The 23,987-nt window shown below is 69.6% G+C and carries 15 protein-coding genes and 2 pseudogenes; 8 read left to right on the top strand and 9 right to left on the bottom strand.

What is annotated here, in order from left to right; all coding sequences use genetic code 11:
- The first annotated feature begins 49 nt into the window (after nt 1-49).
- The gene (locus tag E2F49_RS06130; protein ID WP_055248951.1) at nt 50-739 is read left to right on the top strand and encodes a response regulator transcription factor; all 690 of its coding nucleotides are present in this window, start codon (nt 50-52) and stop codon (nt 737-739) included.
- Here the strand turns inward: E2F49_RS06130 and E2F49_RS06125 are convergent.
- Complete coding sequence (locus E2F49_RS06125) at nt 715-2,076, bottom strand: sensor histidine kinase (protein ID WP_243713471.1); 1,362 nt, start codon at nt 2,074-2,076, stop codon at nt 715-717. The genes E2F49_RS06130 and E2F49_RS06125 overlap by 25 nt on opposite strands.
- 208 nt (nt 2,077-2,284) lie before the next feature.
- On the opposite strand from E2F49_RS06125, the pseudogene E2F49_RS06120 reads away from it, so the two are divergent.
- The 6 genes and pseudogenes from E2F49_RS06120 to E2F49_RS06100 form a co-directional block, all read left to right on the top strand.
- A pseudogene (locus E2F49_RS06120) lies at nt 2,285-5,059 on the top strand (ESPR-type extended signal peptide-containing protein); the annotation flags it as partial.
- Nucleotides 5,060-5,242: 183 nt separating this feature from the next.
- Nucleotides 5,243-6,070: pseudogene (locus E2F49_RS16785) on the top strand (YadA family autotransporter adhesin); the annotation flags it as partial.
- 104 nt (nt 6,071-6,174) lie between these two features.
- Complete coding sequence (locus tag E2F49_RS06115; RefSeq protein WP_243713469.1) at nt 6,175-8,052, top strand: S8 family peptidase; 1,878 nt, start codon at nt 6,175-6,177, stop codon at nt 8,050-8,052.
- A 152-nt stretch (nt 8,053-8,204) separates the two neighbouring features.
- Entirely contained in the window at nt 8,205-9,491 is a 1,287-nt protein-coding gene (locus E2F49_RS06110) for a dicarboxylate/amino acid:cation symporter (RefSeq protein ID WP_055248946.1), read from the top strand.
- 216 nt (nt 9,492-9,707) lie between these two features.
- Nucleotides 9,708-11,129 carry a M16 family metallopeptidase gene (locus tag E2F49_RS06105; protein ID WP_243713467.1) on the top strand — a complete coding sequence of 474 codons (1,422 nt, stop codon included), beginning with the start codon at nt 9,708-9,710 and terminating at the stop codon, nt 11,127-11,129.
- Nucleotides 11,130-11,139: 10 nt separating this feature from the next.
- Entirely contained in the window at nt 11,140-12,609 is a 1,470-nt protein-coding gene (locus E2F49_RS06100) for a M16 family metallopeptidase (RefSeq protein ID WP_165971123.1), read from the top strand.
- Nucleotides 12,610-12,756: 147 nt separating this feature from the next.
- On the opposite strand, the gene bla is transcribed toward E2F49_RS06100, so the two are convergent.
- From bla to E2F49_RS06065, 7 genes are all read right to left on the bottom strand, one after another.
- The gene (gene bla / locus E2F49_RS06095) at nt 12,757-13,626 is read right to left on the bottom strand and encodes a subclass B3 metallo-beta-lactamase (RefSeq protein WP_133393009.1); all 870 of its coding nucleotides are present in this window, start codon (nt 13,624-13,626) and stop codon (nt 12,757-12,759) included.
- 59 nt (nt 13,627-13,685) lie between these two features.
- A complete protein-coding gene (locus tag E2F49_RS06090) occupies nt 13,686-14,555 on the bottom strand; it encodes a bile acid:sodium symporter family protein (protein ID WP_133393008.1) in 870 nt (289 codons plus the stop codon).
- A gap of 31 nt (nt 14,556-14,586) precedes the next feature.
- Nucleotides 14,587-14,997: a hypothetical protein gene (locus E2F49_RS06085; RefSeq protein WP_055248935.1), complete on the bottom strand. Its 411-nt coding sequence runs from the start codon at nt 14,995-14,997 to the stop codon at nt 14,587-14,589.
- A 384-nt stretch (nt 14,998-15,381) separates the two neighbouring features.
- Nucleotides 15,382-17,259 (bottom strand): DUF885 domain-containing protein, encoded by a 1,878-nt coding sequence (locus E2F49_RS06080; RefSeq protein ID WP_133393007.1) that lies wholly within the window; start codon nt 17,257-17,259, stop codon nt 15,382-15,384.
- A gap of 75 nt (nt 17,260-17,334) precedes the next feature.
- Nucleotides 17,335-18,030: a DUF502 domain-containing protein gene (locus E2F49_RS06075; protein WP_133393006.1), complete on the bottom strand. Its 696-nt coding sequence runs from the start codon at nt 18,028-18,030 to the stop codon at nt 17,335-17,337.
- 83 nt (nt 18,031-18,113) lie between these two features.
- A complete protein-coding gene (locus tag E2F49_RS06070) occupies nt 18,114-20,183 on the bottom strand; it encodes a bifunctional serine/threonine-protein kinase/formylglycine-generating enzyme family protein (RefSeq protein ID WP_055248930.1) in 2,070 nt (689 codons plus the stop codon).
- Between the two features lie 92 nt (nt 20,184-20,275).
- Nucleotides 20,276-21,976 (bottom strand): NAD(P)/FAD-dependent oxidoreductase, encoded by a 1,701-nt coding sequence (locus tag E2F49_RS06065; RefSeq protein ID WP_133393005.1) that lies wholly within the window; start codon nt 21,974-21,976, stop codon nt 20,276-20,278.
- A 211-nt stretch (nt 21,977-22,187) separates the two neighbouring features.
- Here E2F49_RS06065 and E2F49_RS06060 point away from each other — a divergent pair, with 211 nt between their 5' ends.
- Entirely contained in the window at nt 22,188-23,510 is a 1,323-nt protein-coding gene (locus E2F49_RS06060; protein ID WP_133393004.1) for a hypothetical protein, read from the top strand.
- Here the strand turns inward: E2F49_RS06060 and E2F49_RS06055 are convergent.
- Entirely contained in the window at nt 23,477-23,956 is a 480-nt protein-coding gene (locus tag E2F49_RS06055; protein WP_133393003.1) for a DUF4442 domain-containing protein, read from the bottom strand. The two genes, E2F49_RS06060 and E2F49_RS06055, sit on opposite strands and share 34 nt — an antisense overlap.
- Nucleotides 23,957-23,987 lie beyond the last annotated feature (31 nt).

Raw genomic sequence — 23,987 nt, 5'->3', positions numbered from 1 at the left:
TCGGCCGCTCCGCGTCGGGCGCTCCGGCCGGTCCCGCGCAAGGCCGAACATGACCCTGACGATCGCGCTGCTGGAAGATGACGACATGTTGCGCGAGCGCGTGTTGCTGCCACGGCTGGTGGATTTCGGCTTCTCGATCACCGGCATGGCGAGCGCTGCGGAACTCGAAGCGATGCTGGCGCGAACCGTGCCGGACATCGTGGTGCTCGACGTGGGACTGCCCGACGCGAGTGGCTACGACGTCGCGCGTGGGCTGCGGGCGCGGCATCCTCGCATGGGTATCGTGATGCTGACCGCGCGTCGCGAGACGCCCGATCGCGTGCGTGGCCTCAACGAAGGCGCCGATGCGTACCTCGCCAAGCCGGTCGAGATCGAACTGCTCGCGGCCACCCTGCACAGTCTCGCGCGTCGGCTGCACGGTGAACGAAAAGCGCCGGCCGTCGTCGCGGGATGGCGGGTGGCCGACAACGGCTGGAGTCTGGTCGGTCCCAACGGCGCCACGGCGGCCCTGACCAAGGCCGAGCGGCGCCTGATGCAGTGTTTCGTCGATGCGGAGGGCGAGCCGGTTTCGCGCGACGCGCTGATCGCCTCGATCGCCGACAACGTCCACGACTTCGACCCGCACCGTCTGGACACCATGGTCTATCGGCTGCGGCGCAAGGTGGCAGACGCCTGCGGCGAACCGTTGCCGCTCGCCGCCGTGCACGGCGAAGGCTACGTGCTGACCTCGCTCGGCTGAGCGATGACATCCGCGCGCGGCAGGCGGATGCGGAACGTGGTGCCTGTGCCCGGAACGCTGTCGACTTCGATCGAACCCCCTGCGCTCGCCACCAGACTGTGTGCGACCGCCAACCCCAGGCCGGTGCCGCTGCCCGCCGGTTTGGTCGAGAAGAACGGCTCGAAGATCCGCCGCCGGACCGCTTCCGGCATGCCGGTGCCGTCGTCTCGCAGACGCAATTCGATCTCGCCGTCCACCGCGGATGCGGAGACCTCGAACCGTCCGCCGTCCGGCAACGCGTCGCGGGCGTTGGACGCGATGTTGAGCAGCATCAGGTCGAACTGGTGGCGGTCGATGCGGATCGGCAACGGGCCCGGTGCATGCGTCACCTGCAGGCGCACGTCGGGTCCGAAGGTCTGACGCAGCATCGGCGTCAGGGCATCGAGGGCAGCGCCGACGTCGACGGTCTCGATCTGTGCCGGTTGCGGACGCGCGAAGGTCAGCAGCTGGCGGGTCAGGGTCATGCCGCGACGCGAGGCGGCCTCAACGCCTTCGAGCGCATCGACGAGCGCCTGTTCCCGCGTGCGCGCATCGGCCGACGGATCGACGCGGTGTCGCTCGGCCGAGAACGCCGACATCAACGCCAGAATGTTGTCGAAATCGTGCGCCACGCCGCTCGCGAGCCGACCGGTGGCCTCCAGCTTCTGCGCCTCGATCAGCTGCGCCTGCGCGCGCTCGCGTTCGCGCATCTCGTTCTCCAGGCGGGTGCCGCGTGCCTTCGATTCGGCCAGAGCCTCGCGCAGGGCCGCGATACTGCGGTCGAGCACCAGCGTGATGACGAGGTAGCTCATGAAGAACGAGGGCAGCAGGACCGATGCGCGGTCGATCGCGCGTGCGGTGCGAGCGTCCGAGCCCAGCGCCGAGCCGATGCCGATCAGCACCACGCCCAGCAGCATCAGGAACACGACCCAGAGCGCACGCCGCCCGAGGATCAGGCCGGCGATCGCCAGTGCCAGCATCTGCACGGTCTGGTCGAGCATCACGCCGGTCGTCGCGTAGCCCACGCTCGCCGAGCCGAGCTGGCCGGTCACGAACAGTGCGATCGCACCGCGCAGCGCACCGCGTCGGATCAGCCAGAAACACACGAAGCACAGCAATGCCGCGGTCACGTCCGCGGCGATGAAGGGCCGCAGGTGCGGCGCGATCATGTCGGCCTGCAGATGACGCCACCAGTTGAACGGCACGGTCGTGCCCAGAAACACGAACAGCACCTGCAAGGTCGCCGCGTTGCGCCGGTCCATCGGCTCGGCCAGCGGGACGTGCTGCAGCCAGCCCGAAATCCGTTCGAAGGCATCCACGAGCCGACCGCGAGGGCGGGAAAACGGGAAAGTCGCCATGCGCGGACGCGTTCGCGGGCCGGAATGTGAGAAGTGGTGATGATCCGGCCAGATTCTGAGTGTGACAAGTCACGCGACTGAAACTTAAGTTCGATGCAAGGCCGCAACGGCCCTTCGCCCCCTGCCGTCCAGCGGGGCACGTCGACGGGATTCGACGCGTATCGCCGGCATGGCGTGGCGCTGCATCGCGGCCCGCGCCTTGCCCCATGACTTGGTCTCACTCCGGGGGTTGGCAATGAACAGGATCTACAGGCTGGTGTGGAATCGCGCGGCCGGCTGTCTGGTGGTCGCGTCCGAACTCGCGCGCAGCGGCAGGGCGTTGCGCGCCGGCATCTCGTCGCGTCTGCTCGTGGCGACCACGCTGGCTACCGCGCTGGTGGCGGTGTCCGGCGCGACGCTCGCCGCGGACGACGTCTGCATACCGGACGACGGGCTCGCGTGCGAACAGGGCGCACCGGCACACGTGGCTGCCGCAGCGGATGCCGGCGCACAGGACGCCGCGACGTCGAACCCGTACTTCGCGGCCGTGGGCCGTGCCGACCCGCAGGAGGACGCGGGCGCGCTGGCGCTGGGCGAGGAAACGACCGCCGCGGGCGAGACGGCGAGTGCGATCGGCTTCGGTGCATCGGCCTTCGGCGCGGGCGCCACTGCTTACGCGAACGGCGCGCTGGCGCTCGGTCACAACGCGCTGGCGCTGTACGACAACGCGATCGCCCTAGGCAGCGGCGCGCAGGCGGGCAACCTCAACACGATCGCGCTCGGTACCGAGGCCCTCGCGCTGGGCGACCAGAGCATCGCGATCGGACTGGGCGCGTACACCGACGGCCCGGCGAGTACGGCGGTCGGCAGCTTCGCCGAGGCCCAGGGTCTCTGGGCGACGGCGTTCGGCTACAACGCCAGCGCCACCGGTGAAATGGCGCATGCGCTCGGTGTGGGTGCTTCGGCGAACGGTTACGACAGCACCGCGGTGGGTGGCACCGCGTTCGCGGGCGACATGGGAGCCACCGCGCTCGGCGCCAATGCGCGTGCGGACGTCATGTACGCCACCGCGGTCGGCAACAACAGCTTCGCGCGCGGCATCCAGTCGGTGGCACTCGGCAACGGTGCGTATGCCAACAGCGACGGCGCGATCGCATCGGGATTCCTGTCCATCGCCGAGGGCGAATCGAGCATCGCGCTGGGCTACATGGCCAATGCGGGTGGATTCCGGCCCTGGGAGCTCGGCGGCGACGGCTCGCGCGAGTCGGCGCCGTTCGCGGTCGCGCTCGGCGCCTACACCACGGCGCTGGGCCGCGGCGCGGTCGCGCTGGGCCACTACACGATGACGCTGGACGACGGCGCGGTCGCACTGGGTGCCGGCTCGCTGGCCGATCGCGGCAACGCGGTGTCGGTCGGTGCATCGCAGGCGTGGGTCAACCAGAACGACGGCACCGAGACGGCCGCGTTCGACCGTCAGATCATCAACGTCGCCGCCGGCACCGAAGACACCGATGCGGTGAATCTGGGCCAGCTCAAGGACGCCACTGCGTCGAACAGGTATTTCGCTGCGGTGGGACGCGCGGACGCCGCGGAAGACGCAGGCGCACTCGCACTCGGCGAGGAGGCGACCGCCGCAGGCGAAACCGCAAGCGCGATCGGCTTCGGTGCATCGGCCTTCGGCGCCGGCGCCACCGCGTATGCGAACGGCGCCCTGGCGGTAGGCCAGAACGCGCTGGCGCTGTACGACGACGCGATCGCGATCGGCGTCGGCGCGCAGGCCGGCAACCTCGACACCATCGCGCTCGGGTCAGGCGCCGCCGCGCTGGGCGACCAGAGCATCGCGATCGGTCTGGAGGCCTACACCGACGGCCCGGCGAGCATGGCCGTCGGCGCCCACAGCAGCGCCGAGGGCATCTGGGCGACGGTGTTCGGCTACAACGCCAGCGCCAGTGGCGAGATGGCCCACGCGCTGGGCACCGGCGCGCACGCAACCGGCTACAACGCGACAGCCGTCGGCGGCAGCGCCCGCGCCGACGACGAAGGCGCCACCGCACTGGGCGCCGGCGCGATCGCACGTGGCGGCTATTCCACGGCGGTCGGCAACTTCAGCTTCGCGACCGGCTTCGGTTCCCTGAGCCTGGGCAACGGTGCCTACGCGAACAGCGACCATTCGATCGCCGCCGGCATCCAGGCGATCGCCGAAGGCGACGGTTCGCTGGCGCTGGGCACCTGGGCCAATGCCGGCGGCTTCCGGCCGTGGGAACTCGGCGGCGGACCGGGTGGTCGCGAGTCCGCGCCGTATGCGGTCGCACTCGGCGGCTTCAGCACTGCGCTGGGCCGCAATGCGCTCGCGCTGGGCTACCAGTCGATGACGTTGCACGAGAACTCCGTCGCGCTGGGCGCGGGCTCGCTGGCCGATCGCGGCAACGCGGTGTCGGTCGGCGCGTCGCAGCAGTGGATGAACACCAACGACGGCACCGTCAATCTGCCGTTCGACAGGCAGATCATCAACGTCGCCGCCGGCACCGAGGACACCGACGCGGTGAATCTCGGCCAGCTCAAGGCGGTCTCGGGTGAAATCGGCGAGCTGGCCGAAGGCGTCGTGCGGTACGAAGATGCGGACAAGGGCCGCGTGCGCTTCGGCGGTGCCGGGGGCACCGTGCTGTCCAACGTCGCGGCAGGGGAACTGTCGGCCGACAGCACCGACGCGGTGAACGGCGGCCAGCTGCATGCGACCAACCTGCGTGTGGACGACATCGAGACGCGCATTGGCGATGTCGGCGAGATCGCCGCGAACGCGGTCACCTACGATTCGTCCGCACGCGACAGCGTGTCGTTCGGCGGCAGTGCCGGCACCCGACTGGGCAATGTCGCGGCGGGCGCGGTCGCCGGCGACAGCCGCGATGCGGTCAACGGTGGTCAGGTCCATGCGGCGCTGCAGAGTGTGGCCGACGTGCTCGGTGGCGGTGCGACCGTCACCGCGTTCGGTACGGTTTCGGCGCCTGCCTACGTGCTGCAGGGCACGCAATACACCTCGATCGGCGCGGCGTTCGGTGCGCTCGACGCCAGGCTTGGCGCACTCGACGCGCGCATCGGTGCGGTCGAGGGTGCGCCGGGCGGCGGTGGCGGTGATCGTGGCGTCGCGGTGGGCGGAGACGGTGCAGCCACCGTCGGTACGGACAGCTCCAACGGCGTCGCGATCGGCAGCGGTGCGACCGCAAACGGCGAAAACGGCGTGGCGATCGGCGGTGGTGCCTATGCGCACGGTCCCAACGACACCGCGATCGGCGGCAACGCACAGGTGCACGCCGATGGCAGTACCGCATTGGGCGCCAACACCTCGATCTCGGCGGACGCGACCAATGCGGTCGCGGTGGGCGAAGGGGCGTCGGTGTCGGCCGCCTCGGGAACGGCGATCGGGCAGGGCGCCTCGGTCACGGCGGACAACGCGGTCGCACTGGGTCAGGGATCGGTGGCGGACCGCGCCAACAGCGTATCGGTGGGAAGCGCGGGCAATGCGCGCCAGATCACCAACGTGGCCGCCGGCACTGCGCCGACCGACGCCGCCAACGTCGCCCAGGTGCAGGCTGGCGTCGCCGAGTCCCGCGCCTACACCGACACCACCGCAACGAAGACGCTGTCGTCAGCCAATGCCTATACCGACCAGCGCTTCGCGGCCTGGAACGACGACTTCACCGCGTATCGCGGCGATGTCGAGCGGCGCTTCAGTGATGTCGACCGGCGCATGGACAAGCAGGGCGCGATGAGCGCCGCGATGCTCAACATGGCCACCAACGCCGCCGGCACGCAGAGCCCGCGTGGTCGCGTGGCAGTGGGCGCGGGCTTCCAGAGCGGCGAGCGCGCGCTGTCGGTGGGCTACGCACGCAAGGTCGGCGAGCGTGCCTCGATCAGCCTGGGCGGTGCTTTCAGCGGCGACGAATCGTCCGCAGGCATCGGCTTCGGCATCGACCTGTGATCCGGTACCGGCGCCCTGGCGCCGGTACACCCGGCCTGCCGGGCTTCTTCCAACGGCCTGCGCCTCCGCGCGGGCCGCTTCCTGACTGCATCGAGGACTTCATCATGAACAAGACCAGCATCAGCCTCGCCCTGACCGCCGCGCTTGCAGGCACACTCGGCCTGCAGCTTGCCGACGCCGCGTCCACGCGCACCCAGATCGTCCAGCGTATCGGCGCGCCCGCACCGGCCGACACCGCGTCGGACCGGATCGTGATCCGCTACGCAGAGGTGCGCATGCGTTCGAGCGATGCGGCCGGCAAGCTGCAGGTCGCGACCGCCGCGATCCGTCGCGCCGGCGTCGAACGCCCCGTTGCGACCGGTCGCGCAGTCAAGGCGCTGCCGGCTCTGCAGGTGACGCATCTGCGCACGACGGCGGTCGGCTTCGACGTGTTGCGCCTGTCGCGCAGTCTGTCGGCGCGCGACCTCGATGCACTGGTGACCGAGCTGGCCGCCGATCCCGCGGTCGCGTCGGTGCACGTCGAGCGCCGCATGCAGGCGAGCGGCGTCGCCAAGGCACCGGTGTCGCCGCAGTTCACGCCCAACGACGAGTTCTTCGCGAGCCACCAGTGGCATCTCGCCGGCTCGGCCGGTGCGATCAACGTCGGCGAGGCGTGGGACCGTTCGACCGGCGAAGGCGTCGTCGTCGCCGTTCTCGACACCGGCATCCTGCCCGAGCATCCGGACTTCGCCGACAACCTGCTACCCGGCTACGACTTCATCACCGACAGTTTCGTGTCGCGTCGCGACAGCAACGACCGCGTGCCCGGCGCGCTGGACATGGGCGACTGGAACCCGGTCGTCGGCGAGTGCTACACGAACTCGCCGGCACTCGACAGTTCGTGGCACGGCACGCACGTCGCCGGCACGGTCGCCGAAGCCACCCACAACGGCATCGGCGGCGCCGGTGTGGCCTACAACGCGCAGGTGCTGCCGGTCCGCGTGCTCGGCCGGTGCGGTGGTTACCCGTCGGACATCGCCGACGCGATCGTCTGGGCGTCGGGTGGCGAGGTGGACGGCGTGCCGGCCAATGCGCATCCAGCCGAAGTCATCAACCTCAGCCTGGGCGGCCCCGGGGCCTGCGACGCGCAGACCCAGGCCGCGATCGACGGCGCGGTGTCGCGCGGCAGCACGGTCGTCGTGGCGGCGGGCAATTACAACGACAACGCACAGAACTATTCGCCGGCCAACTGCGACAACGTGGTGGTGGTCGGCGCCAACCGCATCAACGGGGGGCGCGCGTTCTACTCCAACTTCGGCGCGCGTGTGGATGTCTCCGGACCGGGGGGCGGCGGCGAATTCGACCCCGGCAATGGTGGCTGGAACGGGTACGTGCTGCAGGCCGGTTACGACGGTGCGACCACGCCGACGTCGGGTCAGTACCTCTATACCGGCCTCAGCGGCACCTCGATGGCGGCGCCGCACGTGTCCGGCATCGCGGCCCTGGTGCAGAGCGCACTCGCGGGACAGGATCGCGCGCCGCTGACGCCGGCAGAGATGGAAACGTTGCTCAAGAGCTCCGCCCGTCCGTTCAACGTGGCGCCGGCGGCCAATACGCCGATCGGCGTGGGCATCGTCGACGCGACACGTGCGCTGGCCAAGGCACTCGAGGTGCCGTGTGATCCCGCGACCGGGACCTGCGCGGTCGGCACCGAGCTCTTCAACGGCGCCAACGTGCTCAATCTCGCGTCGAACGGTGAGGGCGCGCTGTACCGGTTCGAAGCGCAGGCCGGTCGCGTGCTGACCTTCATGACCCTGGGCGGCACGGGCGACGTGACCCTGCATGCCCGCTACGGCGAGGTGCCGACCGCGGCCGCCTACGAGTTCCGTTCGGGGCGCGCCGGCAACATCGAAACGATCCGCGTCACCGCACCCAAGGCGGGCACCTACTACCTGCAGTTGAGCGGCACCTACACCGGCTTGACCCTCGTCGCGCGACAGTAAGCGCGTCCATCGGCGTCCGCCGCCTGCCGGCGGACGCGGGATCGGGACATCCGCCAGCGTTCCGGATGTGGGACGCTGGCGTCCCGATGCCGGCATCGCAAACACGGATGGCGTCACGTATCGTCGCCGATTGTGTCGAAGGCAGTTCCCCGATGAATGCTCTGGCCTGGTGGTTCCGCATCCCGTTCTGGCAGCGCGTGCTGGGCGCATTCGTGCTCGGTGCGCTGGTCGGCTGGCTGATGGGACCGGCGGCAGGGACGTGGCTGCAGCCGCTGGGCACGCTGTACGTCAATCTGATCCGCATGATCGCGGTGCCGCTGGTGTTCTTCGCGGTCATCAACGCGGTGGCGGCGCTGCATGGCCAGCAGTCGATCGCCGCGCTCGGCGGTCGCACCTTCGGCTGGTTCGCAGCAACCGCGGTGCTCGCGGTGGGCGTGGGCTTCGCGGTGGCCTACACCTTCAATCCCGGGCTCAGCATCGAGGCGGGCTCGCTGAGCATCGCCGCCGACTACGCGCCGCGCGAAGTGCCGACGCCGGTCGAGGTGCTGCTGAGCGTGGTGCCGACCAACCCCTTCGCGGCGTTGTCGGAAGGCAGGATCCTGCAGGTGATCTTCTTCGCCGGCCTGCTGGGTTTCGCGATGGTCAAGCTGGGCGAGCGCGTGGCGGCGCTCCGTACGCTGGTCGGGCAGGCGTCGGACGCGATGATCCAGGTCACGCGCTTCGTGCTCGAGATCACGCCGATCGGCACATTCGGTCTGATCGCCGCGCTGGTCGGCACCTACGGCTTCGAGAAGCTGCTGCCGCTGGGCAGTTTCGTGATCGCGCTCTACGTCGCCTGCGCGGCGCACATCCTCGTCGTCTACAGCGGTCTGCTGCTGGCGCACGGGCTCAATCCGCTGAAGTTCTTCCGCGGCGCCGCGCCGGGCATGCAGGTGGCCTTCGTCAGCTCGTCGAGCCTGGCGTCGATGCCGGTCGCGATGCGTGCGGTCACCCACAACCTCGGGGTCAACCGCGACTACGCCGCCTTCGCGGTGCCGCTGGGCGCGACGATCAAGATGGACGGCTGCGGTGCGATCTATCCGACGCTGGCCTCGGTGTTCATTGCGCAGTACTTCGGCATCGAACTGAGCTTCGCGCAGTACGCGGCCATCCTGCTGGCCTCGGTGCTCGGCAGCTTCGGCACCGCCGGCGTGCCAGGCACGGCCGTGGTCATGGCGACGGTGGTGCTGTCGGCGGCCGGCCTGCCGCTCGAAGGCCTCGGCCTGCTGCTGGCGATCGACCGCATCCTCGACATGATGCGCACGATGACCAACGTCACCGGCCAGATGCTGGTGCCGGTGCTGGTCGCACGCGAGACCGGCCTGCTGGACCGCACGGTCTACGAATCGGCGAGCAGCAATGTCGGCCTCGACGATCCCGGCGTGCAGGATCCGAAGTAGCCGCGGTGCCGGCGCGCCGCGTCGGCGGCTGACCACAGTGCAAGCGTTCGCAGCAGCCTCGCCGTCACCTCGCGGAATGCCGGGCGTGCGTGCAGTTCCGTCGCGGGCGTATGCAGTGTGCGGGCTGTCCGGTGACCACCGGCACGCGCGTGCACACGTCGCCGGCTTATAGTCGGCGTTCGTGCCCCGGGGAGCGGGGCGGACAGGGAACCGACCATGAAACGACTCGCTGGATTGGGTGGCACTTGCGTGCTGCTCGCGATGCTGGCCGCGCCCGCGGCCGCGCAACAGGCCGACTGGCGTCTGCCGATCGAAACGAAGAAGCTCGACAACGGCCTGACCGTCGTCGTGTCCGAGGACCGCAGCTCGCCGACCGTCGGCGTCAGCGTGGTCTACCACGTGGGCATGCGCCTCGAGCCCGAGAACCGCACCGGCTTTGCGCACCTGTTCGAGCACCTGATGTTCCAGGGCACGCCGGTCGCGCCCAAGGGCACCTTCGATCGCGTGATCCAGGGCGGCGGCGGCCGCCTCAACGGCTCCACGCGTCCCGACTACACCAACTACATCGAGACCGCGCCGGTCTCGGCGCTGCGTCCGATCCTGTGGCTGGAAGCGGACCGCATGAAGACGCTCGATTTCTCGGCCCAGAACCTCAAGAACCAGCAGGACGTGGTCAAGGAAGAGATCCGCGTCAACGTGCAGAACCAGCCCTACGGCCTGTTCTTCGTGTTCGACATCAACCGCCTGGCGTTCTCGAAGTGGGCGAACGCGCACGACGGCTACGGCAGCTTCAAGGACCTCGAAGGCGCGACGCTCGCCGACGTGGAAGCCTTCCATCGCGACTACTACGGCCCGAACAACGCGGTCATCGGCATCGCCGGCGACATCTCGCCGGACGAAGCCTTCGCGATGGTCGAGGAGTACTTCGGCGACATTCCGTCGCGTGCCACACCGGCGCGTCCCGACGTCTCCGAGCCGCTCAACACCGAAGGCAAGCGCGAGGCGCAGAGCGACGCGCTGGCGCAGGTGCCGGCGCTGGCGGTGGGCTGGAAGATGCCCGCACGCGGCACGCCCGACCATGCGCCGATGGCGGTGCTGGCGCAGGTGCTGGCCGGCGGTGACGCCTCGCGTCTGTACCAGGGCCTGGTCAAGGGCCGCGAGCAGCTGCTCAATATCGACGGCGGCATGGGCTGGCCGCTGGGACACGCCTGGGACTACGACGGTCCGACGCTCATGACGCTGTTCGCGCTGTACAAGCCGAATGTGGAACCCGATGCGGTGCTGGGTGCGGTCAACGAGGAAATCGCACGCATCGTGTCCGAAGGTGTGCCGGCCGAGACGCTGGCCGCCGCCAAGATCAAGCTGCTGGCCGATTACGTCAACGGCCTGGAGCCCTTCATCTCGCGCGCCGACGAACTCGCCAAGGCCCAACTGCTGTGGGGCGATGCGAACACGCTCAACGCGGTGCCCGGCTGGGTGCAGGCGGTGACCGCCGCCGACGTGCAGCGCGTGGCGAAGACCTATCTGACCGATGCCAACCGCACCATCATCGACCGCGTGCCGGCCGCGATGGCGCCTGCGCGTGGCATCGCCCCGCCGGCCGCGCCGGCCCCCGCTGCCGCAGCGGCCCAGGACTGAGGAGAGCGACATGGACATCCGCAACATTCCGAACCGTGCCGCCCGTCCGCTGGCCCTCGCACTGGGGCTGTGCCTGTTCGCCGGTGGCGCATACGCGCAGCAGCCCGCAGGCGCCGGCGCTGCGCCCACGACCGCGCCGCCGACCGAGCTGCCGGCAGGTCTGCCGGCCTACGGCGAGGACAAGCCGCTGCCGGAACTGGGCCTCGTCGAACACAGGCTCGCCAACGGCCTGACCGTCTGGGTGCTGCCGCGCGCGGGCGGGCTGCCGCGTGTCGACTACGTGCTCGCCGTGCGCGGCGGTCTGGCCAGCGATCCGGCGCAACTGCCGGGCATGTCGAACCTGCTCGCCGGCCTGATGCGCGAGGGCACCAGCACGCGCAGCTCGGTGCAGATCGCCGAGCAGCTGCAGACCCTGGGCGCCGAGATGGGCGCGCAGGCGAGCAACGACGGCCTGTTCGTCAGCGCGTCGGGTCTGTCGGCATCGGCCGAGCCGCTGGCCGCGCTGTTCGCCGATGTGGTGCGCAATCCGGCGTTTCCCGAGAACGAAGTGCAGCTGGCCAAGACCAACGCGCTGCAGGGCCTTAAGGCGATGCAAGCGCAGCCGAGCTACCAGGCCAACCGTGCGATGGGCCGCGTGCTGTTCGGGACGCATCCCTACGGCAATACGCTGCCGACCGAGGCCGCGATCAACGGCACCGACATCGCCGGTCTGAAAGCGGCGCACGCCGCGCGTTTCCGTCCCGACCACGCGCTGCTGGTGATCGCCGGTCCCGTGCAGGCGGATGCGGCCAAAGCGCTGGCCGAATCGATGTTCGGCGACTGGCAGGGCAGCGGTGCTCCGATTGCCGAGGTCGCGGCGCCGGACTATCCGAAGGGTCCGCAATTCGTGCTGGTGCCGCGCAGCGGCAGCGTGCAGTCGGCGGTGCGCATCGGGCGTCCGGCCTTCGACGCCGATGACGACCGCGCGATTCCGGCGGCACTGGCCAACACCATTCTCGGTGGCGGTTTCGACAGTCGTCTGATGCGCAACCTGCGCGAAGACAAGGGCTATACCTACGGCGCCGGCAGCAGCTTCGGCCTGCGTGCGGAGGGCGGTGCGTTCCAGGCCCAGGCCGACGTGCGCAACGAAGTCACCGGGGCGGCGATCGGCGAGTTCCTCAAGGAGTTCGAAGCGATGCGCGCCCAGGCGGTGCCTGCCGACGAACTGCAGCGCGCCAAGCGCTTCACCGCCGGCACCTACCTGTTCCAGAACCAGCTGCAGTACGCGGTCGCTTCGGCGCTCGCCGGCAACTGGCTGCTGGGCCGGCCGGCGGATTACCTGAGCACCTACGTCGACAAGGTCAACAACGTGACCGCAGCGCAGGTGCAGTCGGTCGCACGCGAGTTCTTCGACCCGAAGCAGCAGAGCATCGTCGTCGTGGGTGACGCGGCGGTCGGCGAGCAGCTGCAGTCGTATGGGACGTTCAAGAGCGCCGAATGATCCCGGGCGGTTGTGGATGCAGGATGGCCCCGCGCATGCGGGGCCTTCTCGTTTCAGGTGATCCCGCAGGGTGACGAACGCGCAGCAGACGCCATCGAAGGGATCGTCATCGGGTGGACGATGGTCGCGCCCCCGTCAGAGCACTGCTCAGCGCGACCCGGCCTGTTCTTCGGCCAGCTGCGCGTCGAAGCGCGCTTTCGCGCCTTGCGCATACGCCGCGCACGTCATCGCCTTCGCGCCTGCGGAGTCGCCGGCCGCATAGTCCCAGCCGCTGCCCTCCGGGTGCGGCGTCAGCAGCAGATCGCAGGGCAGCGCGCGGACCACGTCGAAGGTCCGCCGGTAATCCTCGACGAGGCGCGGGTAGCGCGGGTTGTCGTGCAGCGTGTAGCCGGGCGCGCTGAGGCTGTCGGCATAGGCGATCCGCACCGGTCGGCCGTCGCGGGTGTCGGTCCAGGTCCAGGCGACGCTGCCCGGCGTGTGGCCGGGCATGAAGTGCACGGTGAAATCGGTACCGCCCAGCGACACGACTTCGCGGTCCATGACGATGCGATCGGTGTCGACCGGCGGATAGGTGATCTCGTCGCCGAAGTGCAGATCGTCGCTGCCGCCGCGTGCGAACAGCACCGAGGATTCGGCATTGGCGACGAGCCGCGCGCCGGTGCGGCGCTTGAGCGCGGCGAACGGGCCGGCGTGGTCGGCGTGGGCGTGGCTCGACAGCAGCAGGCGCAGGTCGGCAGGCGCGACGTCGAGGCGCTGCATGTTCGCCAGCAGCGCATCGGCTGCCTGCGGCATGCCGCCGTCGATCAGCACCGCGCCCGCGTCGGTGATCACCAGCAAGGCGGTCAGCCCTTCGGTCCCGATCTGCCAGGTGTGATCGGCGATGCGCAGCGGCGCCATGGGCTGCCGCCACGACTCGCGCACGGTGTAGGCCTCGAGCTGCGGCAACGGCGGTTCGGCGGCGGCGCTCGCGGACAGCAGGCAGGGCACGAGGAAAGCGGCGGACAGGGCGGTGCGCATGGGCGTTCCGGGGCGACGGGGACGCACAGTCTGACGCGTCTCCGCGCGGCTGCAACGGCCTACGCGGCGGTGTCGGCGCCGCGCCGGTTGAGCCACGCGGCGAATGCGGCGGCGGTGAAGAACATCAGCAGGCTGTAGACCGCGGCCGGCGCCGACATCGTGGAATTGCCCAATACGCCGAGCGCGATGAAGATCGCCAGCGTGCCGTTGTGGATCCCGATCTCCATCGCGATCGCGATCGCCTGACGGCGCGGCAGTCTAAGTGCCAGCGGCGCGGCATAACCGGTCCCCATGCTGATCAGGTTGAACAGCAGGCAGGCGATTCCGACGGCGGCGAAGTAGGCCAGCAGCGTGTCCCAGGTGCTGGCGACCGCGGCGACGATCAGCAGCGCCAGCACGACCACCGACAACAGCCGGATCGGCTTTTCCATGCGCGCGGCGAAGCCGCTGGCGAAGGCGCGCACCAGCATGCCGATGCTGACCGGCAGAATGATGATCAGCGCGACCTCGACGATCTTGCGCGTCGGCGGCGGCACGTACTGGCCGGCGCCGAGGAAGAATTCCAGCGACAGGTTGAGGATGATCGGCAAGGTGACCAGGCAGAGCACGCTGTTGACGGCGGTCAGGGTGATGTTGAGCGCGACGTCGCCGCGGGCGATGTGGCTGTAGATGTTCGCCGTCGCGCCACCGGGCGAGGCCGCGAGCAGCATCAGGCCCACCGCAAGCTCGGGCGGCAGCCGCAGCAGCAGCGCCAGCGCCAGCGCGGCCCAGGGCAGCACGCCGATCTGCAGCACGAGCCCGGTCAGCACGGCCTTGGGGTAGCGCGCGACGCGGCGGAAATCCTCGACCGTCAGTCCGAGTCCCAGCCCGAACATGATCACGCCCAGCGCGAGCGGCAGCAGCAGCGTGGTCAACAGCGATGCCTGCATGGCGGACCTCCTCCGGTGATGATGCGGGTCGTCAGCGCATGGCGGCAGCGCGGCGCAGCACGAGGCGCCCGCCGCACCACGCGAGCGGTACCGGGCCGATCACGCCGAGCAGGGTCATCCACATCGGATGCGGGAGCATCCACGCGTTGGCGATGACGCCGAGCACGATCAGCACGCCGACCGCAATCGCCGCGCCCATCCGGTGCACGCGCGACAGTCGCGCGGCCACCCAGCCGCCGCAGAAGGCGGCGACCAGCCAGCCGGCGAGCACCCAGACCAGCTTGCCGGTCGGCGCACTGGCGACGATCGCGGCGAGGTCGGCCTCGTTGTTCAGCTGGCCGGCCGGCATCGGGAACATCCAGGTCCCGACGAATTCGAGCCCGAGCATCATCATCAGTGCGACGACCATGCCGAGCATCACCGAGAACATCGTGCGGATCATGGCGCCTCCCCGACGCGAACCGGGGTGCAGCATCGCGCGGCGGATGGGGGAGGGCAAGGGGCGGCGCGGGAGAAAAGAACCCGTATGAATTGAAAACCGTCGCCCCAGCGAACGCTGGGGCCCATTTTGATCTGCGGCTTTACCGCGAGGATGGATCCCGGCTTGAACGGACGTGCGTCTGTCGAAAGCCGCTGGGATGACGGGACACGACCTTCGTCATCCCGGCGAAAGCCGGGATCCAGTGACTTTTCGGGATCGGTCGAAGAGAGCGTAAAACTTGAATGCCGTCGCCCCCGCGAAGACTGGTGCCCATCTTGATCTGAGGCATCACCGCGAAAATGGGCCCCAGCGTTCGTTGGGGCGACGGCATCCGGAGGCCAGTAATTACGACTCCACCCCTGCTGGCGCGGTGGTGATCGGCTGGTCGTCCACGCGCCCCTTCCGCCCCTCGATCCATGCATTGATCTTCGCGTCCAGCAGCGGCAGCGGCAGCGCGCCGTCCTTCAGCACTTCGGCATGGAACTCGCGGATGTCGAAGGCGGCGCCCAGCTCGGTCTCGCTGCGCTTGCGCAGTTCCTGGATCTTGAGTTCGCCGATCTTGTAGGCCAGCGCCTGGCCGGGCCACGCGATGTAGCGCTCGGCCTCGGCGATCGCGTCGGGCTCGCTGACCGAGGAGTTCGCGTACATGTAATCGAGCACCTGCTGGCGGCTCCAGCCCTTGCTGTGCAGGCCGGTGTCGACGACCAGGCGCACCGCGCGCCACAGCTCGCCCTGGAGACGACCGAAGTAGTCGTAGGGATCGGTGTAGAGGCCCAGCGCCTTGCCCAGGCTTTCGGCATACAGGCCCCAGCCTTCGATGTAGGCGGTCTCGCCGCCAAAGCGACGGAAGGCGGGCAGGTCGGTCAGTTCCTGCTGCAGCGCCAGCTGGAAGTGGTGGCCCGGAATCGCCTCGTGCAGGAACAGGTCCTCGGCCTCCCAGCGCTTGCGCGTCGGCAGGTCGAAGGTATTGACGTAGAAGATGCCCGGGCGCGTGCCGTCTTCGCTGGGCGACATGTACGAGCCGCCGGCCGCGGACTCGGCGCGGAAGGCTTCCACCGGGCGGATCTCGAAGCCCGCCTTGGGCGTCAGCGAGAAAAGCTCGGGCACCCTGGCCTCGATCTTCTGCTCGATGCCGCGGTAGTGCGTCAGCAGCGCATCCTCGGAGCGGAAGACGAAGCGCCGGTCGGTCTGCATGAAGCGGAAGAAGTCCTGCAGCGAGCCCTCGAACTTCGTTTCCGCCATCACCTGGCGGATCTCCGCGTGGATGCGCGCGACTTCGTCGAGACCGATCTGGTGGATCGCCTCGGGCGTCAGGTCGGACGTGGTCTGCTGCTTCGCCGAAAACGCATACCAGGCCATACCGTCGGGCAGTGCGTCCAAGCCCACGCTGTCGCGCGTGTGCGGCAAGTAGTCGTTGGCGATGAAGTCGCGCTGGCGCTTGATGGCGGGATTGAGCTGGTCGGCGATCAGCGTGCGGAACGCGATGGTCAGGCGCTCCCGGTCGGCCTCGGCGATTCCCTCCGGGAAGTTCGCCACCGGTGCCCAGAACGGGCTCTGCTCCACGTCGTCGACCAGGATCGCGTCGAACTGCGGCAGCACCTTTTCCATCACCACGCGCGGCTGCACGACGTTGGCCTCGATGCCGGCGCGCATGTTGGCGATCTCGGTATCGAGCAGCACCGGAATGCGCGCCGCGCGGGTCAGCCACGCGTCGTAGTCGGCAACGGTGGCGAAGGGCTGCGCGTTGGTGCCCGAGCCCAGCAGCACCGCGTAGCTGACGATGCTGCCCATCTGGTTGACCGGCATCATCCAGCCCGGGAAACGCTCGGCGTCGAGCGCATTTCGGCGCTCGGACACGAAGATCTCGTAGCTCAGCAGGTCCTGTCCCTGCAGACCGTCCTTTCCGACCGCCTCGACGGCTTTCAGCCAGCGCTCGTTGAAGGCGCGCACCTGCTCGCGGTACTCGGCGCTGCCGAAGTCGGGCAACTGGTCGTTGTAGCGTGCGTCGCCCTGGAAGGTGGCCTGCACCGGGTTGAGCTTCAGCAGCGCTTCCCAGTACTCGGCATACAGCGTGGTCAGGCGCGTCGCGCGCGCGGCTGCATCCTCGACCGGCACGTCGGCGACCGCGGCGGCGGGGTCCTGCGCGGGGGCATCGCGCTTGCAGCCGGCGAGTCCGCCCGCGGCGAGGGCGAGAGCGATGGCGAGGACGAGCGGCTGCTGCATGTCGGGCTCCGGGAATCGGTCGGGTCGATGCTGTCGAACGTGGATGCGGGGCGGCAAGGGCCGGAGGTCACCCGCTCAGGCGGCGGGCGTGCCCTGCGGCGGCGCGGGCGATGCCGGGGGCGGGTCGAAGGGAATCGTGTCCGGTGCGACGGCGCCGCCGGAGATGATGAAGCTCATCGCCTGGTCGACGGTCCAGTCGGTCGGCGTGATCTTCTCCAGCGGCACGATCTCGAGGTAGCCGGACGTGGGGTTCGGCGTGGTCGGCACGTAGACCGCGGCGAGTTCGCGGCCCGTGCCGGCTTCGCGGATCACCCGGGTCACGAAACCGACCGACTTCATCTCCGCATGCGGGAAGTCGATCAGCACCACGCGCTGGGTGCCGTCGGGCTTGGTTTGCAGGATGTCGAGCAGCTTGCGCGCGCTGGAATAGATCACGTTCGCCAGCGGGATGCGCCGCACCAGCAGGTCCACCCACGAGAGCATGCGCTGGCCGATCACACGCCGCGCCAGCCAGCCGACGCCGAGGATCAGGGCGATGGTCGCGAGCATCGCGATCGTCGCCTGCACCGACGTGGCATTGATCCAGCCCATCGAGTTCGGGAAGCCGGCGGCGATGCGGTGCGCCAGCGGCGCGACCCAGGGTGTGCTGATGTCCGACAGCAGCACGAAGACGAACTTGACCACGATCCAGGTCAGCCAGATCGGCAGCAGGGTCAGCAGGCCGGTGAGGAACAGACGCTGCAGGCGTCCGCCCAAAGTGGGGGCACTCATTGGAATCCGCGGGTGGGGTGGGGAACGCACCATGATGCGCCCGCCGCCTCGGGGGCGGAAGCGCGGCACGCGCCGGGCCGCGATCAGGGCAGATGAGCGAGCCGGAAGCCGACGTCGTCGTAGCCGCGCTTGGGATCGAGTGGTCGGCTGGCGAGATCGTCGCGGCTGCTGCGTCCGGCGGCGACACGGTCCTTGCAGGCGGCCGCGCAATCGCTGCGCCATTCGGCCGGACCGTTCGCGCGCGGCGCGCCGTTCGCACCCTGCGCCGTGGAGGCCACGACGATGCTGCGGCCTTCGCGTTCGCTGCGCCAGCGCGCGTAGTCCACCGCGTCGTGCCAGGACACGCAGACCACGGGGTCGGACGCCGCCTGTTCGAAGCCCGGGTTCTCCCAGTCGCGCGGTGCCAGCGCGCGCAACACCGATCCGCGTGCACGGCAGGAGGCGGATTTGTGGCCCGTCGCCGCCACGAACGCGGCGTAGTCGGCGCGGCTGACCGGCGCGTTGGCGATGGCATAGATGCCGTCGTTGCCGCGGACCACGCGCGCGCCGCCACCGACGCTCGCGGCCAGCGCGGCGACGTCGGGAATCGTCATCGCCTGGCGGCGCAGGCGTGCGGTCGTCGCGGCGTCGAGTCCGATCGCCTCGGCAGGCGACAGGCTGGCGACCGCGGCCGTGCGATCCACGTCGCCGATTGCGTCGACGATGCGCACCTCGACCGCATCGCCGACCCGGGTGCGCAGGCGGCGCAGCGCCTCGCCGTCGGCCTGGCCGGTCGCGACCGCATGCTGGCGCGCCGCGGTCAGCAGGCTCGTGGCTGCGGCCAGATCGCCCTTCTCGATCAGCGCGACCGCGCGCGCACCCGCGGCATCGAAGGTGCGCGTTGCGAGCGGCGCGAACTTCAGGTGTTCGTGGTCGGCCTGCCAGGCGCGGGTCAACGATTCGAATGCATTCGCGCCGGCCGGCGCGGCCAGATGTCCGGCGCGCAGCTGCTGCTCGGCATCGGCCAGGTGACGGTCGGTCGGCGACACCGGCGCGATGCGCGCGGCTGTCGGGTCGACCGCCGGCGTCGTGACGGCCGTTTCGCCGGCGCCCGGGTCGCGCGCCAGGCCTTCGGCATCGCTGACCAGCGCCGGCACTGTGGAATCGCCGGCGGCGGTCGCCTGCGCCGCGTCCACGCCACCGTCGTCGCCGGGCCGCAACACGAACCCGATGCCGGCGGCGACGACGAGCACCGCGGGTATCCACAGCATCGGCGATACGCGTTTCGCACCGGCGCCGATCCGCCGGAAGGTGCCGGTGATGAAGGGCTCGCGGCGGCCGTCTCGGTGCGGCACCTGCGCCAGTGCTTCGAGCATCTGGTTGGCGTCGGAGAATCGGCGGCCGGGCGACTTGGCCAGCGCGCGGTCGATGAAACGCTGCCAGTGCCGCAAGGCCGGCGGCAAGCGTGGAATCGGGTTCTGCGTGTGCGCGATCGCCATGGAGAGCGCGTCTTCGCCCTGGTACGGGAGGCTGCCGTTGAGCATTTCCCAAGCGAGCACGCCGACGCTGTAGAGATCGGCGCGGAAATCGACCTGCTGACCGCGCGCCTGCTCGGGCGCCATGTAGGCGGTGCTGCCGACCGCAAGGCCGACCATCGTCACGCGCGTGCCGTAGCCGCGTCGCAGGGCGATGCCGAAGTCCGCCAGCAGGGGACGGTCGGCTTCGTCGAACAGCACGTTCTCGGCCTTGACGTCGCGATGGATCACGCCGCGCACGTGCGCGTAGGCCAATGCGGAGAGCAGGGCGCGCAGCACTTCGCGCACGCGCGCGTGGTCCTGGGTCAGATCGCGCCGGCCCAGATGCCCGTGCGGCAGGTAGGGCATCGAGTACCAGGGCAGCCCGTCATCGGTGCGACCGACCTCGTGGATGCCGACGATGTGCGGGTGTTCGAGCCGGGCGATCGTACGGGCCTCGTTCTCGAAGCGTCGGCGGCTGACCTCGTCGGCCAGTGCCTCGGGGCGCATGACCTTGATGGCCACGTCGCGGCCCAGCGAAAGCTGCGTGCCCAGATAGACCGTCGCCATCCCGCCATGGCCCACCACCCGCGAGATGCGGTAGCCCGCGATCTCCGGCAACGGTGCCTGATCGTCCTGCGCGATGAACGGTTCCGACATGCATCCCCCTGTGCGGCGGACAGCATACCCATCGACTACACGAAAACGGTGTGATGCGCGCCCGGTTCTGTCCGGTCCGATGGGCGGCCGTTTCAGGCAGCGCGGGCGAGTCCGGCGGCGACCATCGCCAGCGCCACCGACTCGGCGGCCTTGATGCCGTCCACGCCGGCCGACAGGATGCCGCCGGCATAGCCCGCGCCTTCGCCTGCGGGGAACAGGCCGCGCGTGTTCAAGCTCTGACCGTCGGCGTGGCGGGTGATGCGCAGCGGCGAGGACGTGCGCGTCTCGACACCGGTCAGCACCGCGTCGTGCAAAGCGAAGCCACGCAGCTGACGGTCGAAGGCGGGCAGGGCTTCGCGGATCGCGGTGATCGCATAGTCGGGCAGTGCGGTCGACAGATCACCCAGGCGCACGCCCGGTGTGTACGACGGCTGCACGCTGCCGAATGCGGTCGATGCGCGACCGGCCAGCAGATCGCCGACCAGCTGGCCCGGCGCCTCGTATTCGCCGCCGCCGAGCACGAAGGCGTTCGACTCCCAGTGGCGCTGCAGGGCGATGCCGGCCAACGGTCCGCCTTCGGGTGCGTAGGGGCGGTAATCCTCGGGGGTGATACCGACGACGATCGCCGCGTTCGCATTGCGCTCGTTGCGCGAGTACTGGCTCATGCCGTTGGTGACCACACGGCCCGGCTCGCTGGTCGCGGCGACCACGGTGCCGCCGGGGCACATGCAGAAGCTGTACACCGAGCGGCCGTTGCGCGCGTGGTGCACCAGTTTGTAGTCGGCCGCGCCGAGCAGCGGGTGGCCGGCCTGCGGCCCGAAGCGCGCGGCGTCGACCAGCGACTGCGGATGCTCGATGCGGAAGCCGATCGAAAACGGTTTGGCTTCGAGGAACACGCCGCGCCCGTGCAGCATCGCGAAGGTGTCGCGCGCGCTGTGGCCCAGCGCCATGACCACGTGGTCGCTGCGGATTTCGCCGCCATCGGCGAGGGTCACGCCGCGGATGTGGCGGACGCCGTCGGCATCGGTGTCGATCAGCAGGTCGTCGACGCGTCTGGAGAAACGGATCTCACCGCCCAGCGATTCGATGGTCGCGCGCATGTGCTCGACCATCGACACCAGCCGGAAGGTGCCGATGTGCGGCTTGCTGACGTAGAGGATTTCCTCCGGCGCGCCGGCGGCGACGAACTCGGTCAGCACCTTGCGCCCGTGATGGCGCTTGTCGGAGATCTGGCTGTAGAGCTTGCCGTCGGAGAACGTGCCCGCGCCGCCCTCGCCGAACTGCACGTTCGATTCGGGATTGAGCACCTTCTTGCGCCACAGTCCGAAAGTGTCGACCGTGCGCTCGCGCACGGCCTTGCCGCGTTCGAGCACGATGGGGCGAAACCCCATCTGCGCCAGCACGAGCGCGGCGAACAGGCCGCAGGGCCCCATGCCGATGACCAGCGGACGCGTCGGCAGCGCTCCGTTCGCGCGGGCGACAAAGCGGTACGTCGTGTCGGGCGCAGGCCCCACCTTGCCGCTGCCGCTCGCGATCGCCCCGTCCGCCGGATCGCCCGCGGCGGCCTCGGGGTCGACCTCCAGCCGCTGCAGGATGTCGGCCTCGCGCGGTGTTTCCACGTCGACCGAATAGATCAGCACGATCGCCCCGCGCCGGCGCGCGTCGTAGCTGCGCTTGACGACGGTGAAGCCGGCGAGTTCGTCGGCATGGATGCCCAGGCGCGCGACGATCGCGGCCGGCAGCGCGGCGTCGTCGTGGTCGAGCGGCAGTTTGAGATCGGTCAGTCGGAGCATCGGGTCGGGCGCTGGAAACGGACGTGGCCGCCCTCGGGCGAAGGACGCGTGCGGACGCAGGCGTCGTCCTGCGCGGAGCGGCAGTTCGGGACCACAAGGATACCCGTCGTCCCGCGGGCACGAGGCCGGCGCGTGCGTCGACCCGGTTGCGGCAGGGGCGTTCGAGACAGCAGACTGCCGCACCGCAGGACGCGGATCAGGGGAAGCAGGTATGCGCTGGTTGAAACGCTTGGGTCTCGGTTGTCTGGTGCTGGCCGTTGTGGTGGCGTTGCTGTGGACGGTCTCGCGTCTGCGCGGCCCGACGCCCGCGCAGCGTGCCGCGTTGGCGCAGTTGGAAGCGCCGAACGCGTTCGAGGGGCGCAACGCGTTCGATGCGATCTGGGTGCTCCGCTACGACGTACCTGAAACGGAAATTTCGGCCGTCGCTGACACGGACATGCAGGCGATGCGTCAGGCGCTCGGCGCCTCGGCAGGCATCCCTTCGTTCACCAGTGCCGCTGCACGTTACCCCGACCTGCAGCGCACGGGTGCTGTGCGGCACTGCAGTTCCGGCGGGGCGGACTGCCTGTCCAAGGTGTCGGCCGCGTACGATGATTACGCCGCGCTGGTCGAGGCGAACGCCCGGTTGATCGAGCGTGTGGACGCGCTCGCGGCCTATGATCACCACGCATGGCGCCTGCCCTACGACCAGCGCGCGCCGCTCCCGCCACTGACGCTGCTGTCCTGGCCGGTCACCTCGCGCGCGGTCGAGTTCGTGCGGGGCGATCGACTGTCTGCTGTCGACGCCACGTGTCGCAACCTCGCCGCGATGCGCCGCATCGGAGCCAGTAGCGATACCTTGATCGTTCATAACCTCGCGCGGTCACTGACGACAAACGGTTACGGCGCGTTGCTGGCGAGCATGTTCGCGGAGCTGCCGCGCGATGCAGTGCTCCCGCCAAGCTGCGAGCTTGCACTCGCCGCGCCTGCGGCGCAGGAGGCATCCGTCTGCCCTCCCATGAAAGGCGAACTCGCATGGGCCACGGGCCTGACCTCTTCGTCTCACGAGGCCTATATGCAAGCGGCCTGGAACTGGTTGTTCTTCGAGCCCGAGCAGTTCCGGGCACTACTGGCAGAGCAGATGGCTGCAGCGTGTGCGAAGGATGCCGGCACGTTGCAACGGGACATGCCTTTCGTTGCTTCGGGCGAGGTCCTGCCGATCTGGCAACGCTTGGAATGCGTGGCAAACATCGACAGCTGTCTTCTGATCGGTGACCACTCCGTGTATCTCGGATACAGCAATCGCGCGCTCGATCATCGCGCCCGGCTTCAGCTTCTCGCCGCCTTGGTCTGGCTTCGCGGACAGCCTGACGATGGCACGCTCGAAGAGCGTCTGGCGCGTCTTCCCCAAGACCTGCGCAGTCCTGCACGCGACATCACCGTCACAGGGGACGGGCAGTCGATCGAAATCGCGCAGTACGACACCAGTCGCGGTGCGACCTGGTCGCTGCCGTTGCCGCCCTATCTGGTCGAATCGCCCGCCGCCGCGGACTGAGCGCGGCGCTTGCGCCGCACGTAGACCTGCTTGCGGATGCGGGCGATCGGTTCGCCCGCGGCATCGAGCACGTCGGTGACGAACCAGTGCAGGTACTTGCTGCCGTCGGCGGTCGCGGCGCGGATCGCCTCGACTGTCGCATCGTCGAGATCGAAGACCGCATGCACCGTGCCGCGGCCGGGGCGGATGAACTCGATCTCGGCGGCCTTGTCCCAGACCACGTGTTCGCTGCCGAGCGCGCGCAGGGTCATGATCATCCAGAACGGATCGGTCATCGCGAACAGGCTGCCGCCGAAGTGCGTGCCGACGTAGTTGCGGTTGTACCAGCGCTGCCGCAGCTCGACGCGCGCGTGCCGGAAGCCGGCGTCGATCGCGGTCACGCGGATGCCCGCGCACAGGAACGGCGGCCACAGGTTCATCAGCAGGCGGAAGCGGCGTGGAGTCATGGCGGCGCGATCGGCGAGGGACGCCGATCTT

Source organism: Luteimonas terrae, from assembly GCF_004358165.1.
Taxonomy (GTDB): Bacteria; Pseudomonadota; Gammaproteobacteria; order Xanthomonadales; family Xanthomonadaceae; genus Luteimonas; species Luteimonas terrae.
This window is presented reverse-complemented; position numbering and strand designations above follow the sequence as displayed.